The following is a 7,597-nucleotide window of genomic DNA, read 5'->3' on the forward strand; positions in this document are numbered from 1 at the left end:
GATGAGCGACTCCATCCTCAAGACTATTTTCGGCCGGCTGACGTTTGAATCGTTCCCGATTCACGAGCCCATTCTGTTCGGCACCTTCATCGTCGTGTCGCTGCTGGGGCTCGGCATCGTCGGTGTGGTCACGCGCTATCGCCTGTGGGGCTATCTCTGGTCCGAATGGTTCACGAGCGTCGACCACAAGAAGGTCGGCATCATGTACATCATCCTAGGCATCGTCATGCTGCTGCGTGGCTTCGCCGACGCGCTGATGATGCGCGCGCAGCAGGCGATCGCGTTCGGCGCGAACGAGGGATACCTCCCGCCGCACCATTATGATCAGATCTTCACCGCGCACGGAACGATCATGATCTTCTTCGTGGCGATCCCGCTAGTGGTGGGCATCATCAACTACGTCATGCCGCTCCAGATCGGCGCGCGCGACGTGGCCTTCCCGTTCCTCAACAATCTTAGCTTCTGGCTCACGGTCGCGGGCGCGGTGCTGGTGATGATCTCGCTGTTCGTTGGCGAGTTCGCGCGCACCGGCTGGCTGTCCTATGCGCCGCTCGCCGGGCTGCAGTACAGTCCCGATACCGGCGTCGACTACTATCTCTGGGCGCTCCAGATCGCGGGCGTCGGAACGACGCTCAGCGCCATCAACATGGTCGCCACCGTCGTGAAGATGCGCGCGCCGGGCATGACCATGATGAAAATGCCGGTGTTCGTCTGGACCGCGCTCTGCTCCAACGTGCTGGCGATCGCGATCTTCCCGGCGCTCACCGCCGCCTTCTTCCTGCTGATGCTCGATCGCTACATCGGCACCGCGTTCTTCACCAACGACCTTGGCGGCGCGCCGATGATGTATTGGAACATGGTTTGGATCTGGGGCCACCCGGAGGTATACGTTCTGATCCTGCCGGCGTTCGGCATGTATTCCGAGATCACCTCCACCTTCTCGGGCAAGCCGCTCTTCGGCTACTCGTCAATGGTCTATGCCACGGTGGTCATCACCATCCTGTCGTACCTGGTCTGGCTGCACCACTTCTTCACCATGGGCGCGGGCCCCAGCGTCAACAGCTTCTTCGGGATCGCCACCATGGTGATCTCGATCCCGACGGGCGCCAAGGTCTTCAACTGGCTGTTCACCATGTACAAGGGAGACGTCCGCTTCGAGCTGCCGATGATGTGGGTGGTCGCCTTCATGCTGACCTTCGTCGTCGGCGGCATGACCGGCGTGCTGCTGGCGATCCCGCCCGCCGACTTCGTCTTCCACAACTCGCTGTTCCTGGTCGCGCACTTCCACAACACGATCATCGGCGGCGTGGTATTCGGCCTGTTCGCGGCGATGGTGTACTGGTTCCCCAAGGCGTTCGGCTTCAAGCTCGACGAGTTCTGGGGCAAGGTCGCCTTCTGGGGCTGGGTGATCGGTTACTGGGTCGCCTGGACGCCGATCTACATTGTCGGCCTGATGGGCGAGCCGCGCCGGGTCAACCACTTCGACGACCCCAGTATCCAGCCCTACTTCGTGATCGCGGCGATCGGCGCGCTCATCATCCTGGTCGGCATCCTCGGCTTCGTCATGAGCATCCTCGTCGGGTTCCTGAAGCGCGAGCAGCTCCGCGACACGACCGGCGATCCGTGGAACGGCCGGACGTTGGAATGGTCGACCAGCTCGCCTCCGCCGGCCTACAACTTCGCGATCACGCCGGTGGTCCACGCGCTCGACGCCTGGCACGACATGAAGGCACGCGGGTACGAGCGGCCCCGTGACGGCTTCCGGCCGGTCCACATGCCGCGCAACACTGGCACGGGCGTCATCCTCTCCGGCCTCGCTCTGGCGCTCGGCTTCGGCATGGTCTGGTACATGTGGTGGCTCGCCGCGCTCAGCTTCGCCGGCCTGCTGGCGGTCGCCATCGGCCACACCTTCAATCTCAATCGCGATTACTTCATCCCCGCGGACGAGGTGTCCCGCACAGAAAGCCAGCGGCAGCAGCTGCTGCTCGGCGCCGGAGCCTGACATGACGGACCACGCACTCGACCCTCGCGCGGCCAGCCCGACCTGGCACCTTGCCGAGCAGGAGGACCATGATCACGGCGGAGGCGGCGCCACGATCCTGGGCTTCTGGATCTACCTGATGAGCGATGCGCTCATCTTCGCCTCGCTGTTCGCGATGTTCGGCGTGGTGAGCACCAGCTATGCCGGCGGTCCGATCCCGCGCGAGATCTTCGACCTTAAGCTCGTCGCGCTCAACACCGCGCTGCTGCTTGCCTCCTCCATCACCTTCGGCGAAGCCATGCCGCACATGGAGGCCGGCCGGGTCGGGCAGACCCGGGCGTGGCTGGCGATCACGGGGCTGCTCGGCCTCGCCTTCCTCGGCATCGAGCTTTACGAGTTCGGGCAGCTGATCGCCGAAGGCGCGAGCCCGCAGCGCAGCGCCTTCCTATCGGCCTTCTTCACGCTGGTGGGCACGCACGGCGCCCACGTCGCGGTAGGCCTGATCTGGCTCACAGTCATGCTGATCCAGCTCGGGCAGCACGGCCTGTCGCTGCCGATGAAGCGGCGGCTGATCTGCCTGTCGATGTTCTGGCACTTCCTGGACATCATCTGGATCGGCGTTTTCACCTTCGTGTACCTGTATGGAGTGATCCGTTGAGCACCGAACCCTACGATCACGCGCTCCACGCGCACGGCGACACGATGGGTCACGGCAGCCGCCGCGGCCACCGGATCGGCTCGCTGCTGGCGATCATCCTCACGGTCGTGCCCTTCTGGCTTGTCATGTCGCAGCAGGGGCCCGCGCCGGGCTGGACCGCCGCGGTGATCTTCGCGCTCGCGCTGGTGCAGATCGTCGTCCATGTCGTCTGCTTCCTGCACCTGGACACCCGCTCCGAGGGCGGTTGGACGCTGCTGGCGTTCCTGTTCACCGCGGTCATCGTGGTGCTGACGATCGGTGGGTCGGTGTGGGTCATGTTCCACCTTAACACCAACATGATGCCGATGCCCGGCGGCATGACCGGCCCGGTTCGCTGAAGCGAGATTGGTGATGGGGCGGTCGCGTCCGGGTAGGCGCAAGCGCACCGCCCTCACGGTCCTGGCCGTGTTCGGTATCGTCCTCTTCAGCGCGCTCGGCATCTGGCAGGTCGAGCGCCGAAGCTGGAAGCTGGCGCTGATCGAAGCGGTGGACGCGCGCGTGCAGGCATCGCCCGTGTCTGCGCCGCCTCCGGCCGTTTGGCCATCGATCGAACGTGAGCGCCACGCCTATCTGCACGTCGTCGCGCGCGGTCGCTTCCTCCACGACCGCGAGACGCTGGTGCGGGCGGTGACGGACCTGGGCACGGGCTTCTGGGTGCTCACGCCGCTAGGCACCGACACCGGCTTCGTCGTGCTCGTCAACCGGGGCTATGTCCCCCCGGAGCGTGCGGTGCAGGCCACCCGGGCTCGCAACCTCCCGGCGCACGCGACCGTCACGGGTCTGCTCAGGACGTCGGAGCCTGGTGGTGCCTTTCTCCGCCGCAATGATCCCGTGGCAGATCGCTGGTTCTCCCGCGATGTCCAGGCGATCGCGGCTGCGCGCCAGCTCGTTCGCGTGGCGCCATACTTTATCGATGCCGACGCCGATGCCCGGCCGAAGCACGCTTGGCCGCGCGCCGGGCTTACCGTCATCCGCTTCCAGAACAATCACCTCGTCTATGCGCTGACCTGGTTCGGGCTTGCCGGCCTGTGCCTCGTCGCCTTGGTGATCGTACGACGGACCCGCGCCTGAGATCGGCGACCAAGGGGCGGGTCAGCCGGTTCGCCGCCTCCGTAACATCCCCAATGCCGCGCCATCTCTGTTTGGGCGAGATACTTCGCGCACAACGGAGATCGACGATGGACAAGACGATGAGGGCCGCGGTCGTGCGCGGATTCGGCGAGCCGCTGGTGATTGAGGAAGTGGCCGTCCCCCGCCCCGGCCCCGGGCAGATTCTGGTGCAGGTCGCGGCCTGCGGAGTCTGTCACACCGATCTCCACGCTGCCGATGGCGATTGGCCGGTCAAGCCGGCGCCGCCGTTCATCCCGGGTCACGAGGGTGTCGGAACCGTCGTCGGCACCGGGTCCGGCGTCATCCACGTCAAGGAGGGCGATCGCGTCGGCGTGCCCTGGCTGTACTCCGCATGCGGCCACTGCCCGCATTGCCTGGGCGGCTGGGAAACGCTGTGCGAGAGCCAGCAGAACACCGGCTACTCGGTCAACGGCAGCTTCGCCGACTACGTGGTCGCCGATGCCGGCTATGTCGGGCACCTCCCCGATCGGGTGAGCTTCGCCGAGATTGCGCCGGTGCTATGCGCCGGCGTCACGGTCTACAAGGGACTGAAGGTCACCGACACCAAGCCGGGGGACTGGATGGTCGTGTCCGGCATCGGCGGCCTGGGCCATATGGCGGTCCAATATGCGGTCGCGATGGGCCTGCACGTGATCGCGGTCGATGTGGACGATGCCAAGCTGCGGCTGGCCGAACGGCTCGGGGCCGCGCTGACCGTGAACGCGGCTACCAGCGACCCGGTCGCCTTCGTCAAGCGGGCGATCGGCGGCGCGCATGGCGTGCTCGTAACCGCGGTCTCTACCACCGCCTTCGCACAGGGGCTTGGGATGGTGCGTCGGGGCGGGACCATGTCGCTGACCGGCCTGCCACCGGGCGACTTCCCGCTGTCGATCTTCGACACGGTGCTGAACGGCATCACCGTGCGCGGCTCCATCGTGGGAACCCGCCTCGACCTGCAGGAAGCGCTCGACTTCGCTGCACTCGGCAAGGTCCGCGCGACGGTCGAAACAGCGCCGTTGGAGCGCATCAACGACGTTTTCGATCGCATGCGGACAGGGTCGATCGAAGGACGCGTGGTGCTGGACATCAATGCCCAGGCGGCACCGCTGCAAGAGACCGACCTGGCGACCGCCGCCTGACCTGGGGAGAAAGCCGATGATCAAGGACATCTTGGCCATCGTCGATGACGGCGATCACGCACAAACCTTCCTGAAGACGGTTGCCGAGCTCGCGGCGGCTCGTGAAGCGACGCTGGAGGTCGCCGCGCTCACGCCCGCTCCGACAGCCTCGCCAGGGACCGCGCCGTTCGGAACGCTATACGTTCCTGAGTGGGTGTTGATGGGCGACGATCAGGCCAATGTCGAACGGGTGCGCGCTCATCTCGCCGCCGCCGGGTCATCGGCCGAGATCTTCGGCCTGCATGACGACATCGGCTGGCTTGCCGGCAATCTCAAACGAAGGCGGCAGGTGGCCGACCTGATCGCGATCGGCGCGCGCGAGACCTGGGCGAACCCGTGGCTGCGCAGACGCGTCGCAGAGACGCTCATCCGGGCCAGCGGAACCCCGCTGCTGATCCTGCCTGAAGAGCAGACGCTCAAACCTGTCCGTCGCGCAGTGCTCGGGTGGAAGGCCGGACCTGAGGCAACCCGTGCCATGCACACGCTGGTGCAGTTGGCTGACCCGGGCGCGCTGATCGATGTCGTGACGGTCGGCACGTCCCTGCACGCTTGCGAGGGCGAGCAGGAGGCGCACGCCGAAGTCAAACGACACCTGCTCCGGCACGGTTTCGACGCTCAGGGGCACTGGGTCGTCAACGACGACAAGAGCGAGGCGGAGACGCTGACTCTCTATGCGCAAGAAATCGGTGCCGATCTGATCGCGATCGGCGGGTTCGCTCATTCCCGCATCCGCGAGATCCTGCTCGGTGGGGTCACCGGCGACCTGCTCGAGCGCACCGAGACGCCGCTCGTGGTTGTTGGTTAGAGACACTTCCTCGCGTCGACAATGAGGCACAAACTGGCGCGACGACGTCTTCGCCCGAGGCGCGATTAACATTCGTTAAGCACTTTATCCTAACACTCTCGCATGCCGAACGTGACCCTCTTGCAAATACTGAGGAAGGAGCTTGCGCAAGCGTCACTTCTCGCCATCGCCTATTTCATCGCAGCCTATGTAGCTGTCACCTACACGCGCGTGGGAGGCGGCGTTGCCCTTCTATGGTTCGCCACGCCGTTGCTGGCGGTCGATCTCCGTTATCGTCCGGAGCGCTCCTGGACGCTGAGGCTGGTGGGCTGTGCAATCGCAAGCGCCCTCGCGACCACCATCCACGGACTTGGCTTGCAGGTGGCCCTTCCATTCGCCCTGCTCGGCGTTGCGGAAGGGGCTGCGATCGCCTGGCTCATGCGGCGGGTCGAGCCGACGCCTCGTCACCTCACGTCCCTGCGCGAACTCGGCCTTTTGCTCCTGGTCGCTGGGCTCGCGGTCCCGGCCGCGACCGCGCTACCGGCAGGTCTTCTTGCGCATGGGGCCGCAGACCTTCCTGTTTGGCGCAACGCGTTCAACTGGTTCGTCGCCCATTCGCTGGGCACACTGACGGTCATGCCGATCGTCAAGCTGGTAATCGGCGGGGACGTCACGGCGTGGAGCAAGGCAGTGCGCCGGAGAGAGCTTTATGAGCTCGCGGCCCTAACCACGCTGCACGTCACGGTTGCGGTGCTCGTCTTCGCTCAGACGCAGCTGCCGCTCCTGTTCGTGCCGCTGCTTCCGTTGATGCTGATGGTCTTCCGGTTCGGCCGATTAGGCGCCGCCTTGGCGCTACTATTGCTGACGATCATCGGCTCGGTATGCACTGCTCGCGGGCTGGGACCTGTTGCGATGCCGGAGCTGAGTGCGGGCGGCAGAATCCAGCTTATCGAACTCTACCTTGCCGTCGCGACGCTGATGGCGCTTCCCGCGGCGACGGAGCTGAAGCGGCGGAAGATCCTTTTTTCGGAGGTGCAGGAGCAAGCCGCCCTTCACAAAATCATTACCGACCGCAGTGGCGACATCATCATGGCGGTCACTGCAGACGGCCGGATCAGCTTCGTATCTCCATCGCTGATGAAGATCGCCGGCTTTGCGCCCGAAGCAGTAGTCGGCAAACTTGCGCGTGAGATCGTCTCTCCTGAGGACGTGGAGCAGATCGTCGACGCGCACCGGCGCGCTATGCTTTCGCCGGACCAGACCATCATTTTCGAGTTCCGGGCGATGAAGGCGTCGGGAGAGATGGCATGGTTCGAAAGCCATGCCTGCGCCATTTCGGACGAGCATGGCCAGGCGAGCGGAACCGTGAACGTGGTGCGGGAGGTCTCGCGCCGCAAGGCGGTCGAGCTCGACCTCGCCCGCGCCGCTGCGACAGACGCGCTAACCGGTCTTCCAAATCGCCGTGGCCTAGAGATCGCTAGGGAGCGGCTCGCGCAGGCAGGCAAACCTGGGCAGCAGTTCCTCGCCCTCTTCGACATAGATCGCTTCAAGGCGGTGAACGACACGTTCGGTCACGCCTCGGGCGATGATGTACTTCGAACCTTCGCCTCTGTGCTCACAGCGAATACCCGCGGCACGGATGCAGTCGCACGCCTTGGTGGGGAAGAGTTCGCTGTGCTCTACTTAGATGTGAGGCTGGCCGAGGCACGCGCCGCGTGCGTGAGCAGCCCCCACCGGGTGGTCCGGGTTGATAGTTAGTGCATTGTCGTCTCCGCCGCCATTGCCGGTCGGAGGTGGAGCGAAGCGGAACCGGAGGCCGGCAATGGCGGTGTCGCCGCTTCCGGGGC

Annotated in this window: 8 protein-coding genes; 7 read left to right on the plus strand and 1 reads right to left on the minus strand. The window is 65.2% G+C overall.

Features of this window, described 5'->3' with window-relative positions; all coding sequences use genetic code 11:
• Window position 1: 1 nt before the first annotated feature.
• The 7 genes from cyoB (at window position 2) to MF609_RS18230 (ending at window position 7,508) form a co-directional block, all read left to right on the plus strand.
• Window positions 2-2,002: a cytochrome o ubiquinol oxidase subunit I gene (gene cyoB, locus MF609_RS18200; protein ID WP_037447228.1), complete on the plus strand. Its 2,001-nt coding sequence runs from the start codon at window positions 2-4 to the stop codon at window positions 2,000-2,002.
• Window position 2,003: 1 nt separating this feature from the next.
• Window positions 2,004-2,639 (plus strand): cytochrome o ubiquinol oxidase subunit III, encoded by a 636-nt coding sequence (gene cyoC / locus MF609_RS18205; protein ID WP_037447231.1) that lies wholly within the window; start codon window positions 2,004-2,006, stop codon window positions 2,637-2,639.
• Window positions 2,636-3,016 carry a cytochrome o ubiquinol oxidase subunit IV gene (cyoD, locus tag MF609_RS18210; RefSeq protein ID WP_037447234.1) on the plus strand — a complete coding sequence of 127 codons (381 nt, stop codon included), beginning with the start codon at window positions 2,636-2,638 and terminating at the stop codon, window positions 3,014-3,016. Before cyoC ends, cyoD begins: the two co-directional genes overlap by 4 nt.
• A gap of 67 nt (window positions 3,017-3,083) precedes the next feature.
• Window positions 3,084-3,749: an SURF1 family protein gene (locus MF609_RS18215; protein ID WP_322788196.1), complete on the plus strand. Its 666-nt coding sequence runs from the start codon at window positions 3,084-3,086 to the stop codon at window positions 3,747-3,749.
• 107 nt (window positions 3,750-3,856) lie between these two features.
• Window positions 3,857-4,927: an alcohol dehydrogenase AdhP gene (adhP, locus tag MF609_RS18220; RefSeq protein ID WP_037447237.1), complete on the plus strand. Its 1,071-nt coding sequence runs from the start codon at window positions 3,857-3,859 to the stop codon at window positions 4,925-4,927.
• 16 nt (window positions 4,928-4,943) lie between these two features.
• The gene (locus tag MF609_RS18225; RefSeq protein ID WP_037447240.1) at window positions 4,944-5,771 is read left to right on the plus strand and encodes a universal stress protein; all 828 of its coding nucleotides are present in this window, start codon (window positions 4,944-4,946) and stop codon (window positions 5,769-5,771) included.
• Window positions 5,772-5,873: 102 nt separating this feature from the next.
• Window positions 5,874-7,508, plus strand: a complete 1,635-nt coding sequence (locus MF609_RS18230) for a diguanylate cyclase (protein WP_242417501.1) — start codon at window positions 5,874-5,876, stop codon at window positions 7,506-7,508.
• On the opposite strand, the gene MF609_RS18235 is transcribed toward MF609_RS18230, so the two are convergent.
• Window positions 7,505-7,597: integrase catalytic subunit (locus MF609_RS18235; RefSeq protein ID WP_242417109.1), on the minus strand; the 93-nt coding region annotated here is incomplete at its 5' end. The two genes, MF609_RS18230 and MF609_RS18235, sit on opposite strands and share 4 nt — an antisense overlap.

Origin of the sequence: Sphingomonas panni, from assembly GCF_022664435.1 — a bacterium.
Classification (GTDB): Bacteria; Pseudomonadota; Alphaproteobacteria; order Sphingomonadales; family Sphingomonadaceae; genus Sphingomonas; species Sphingomonas panni.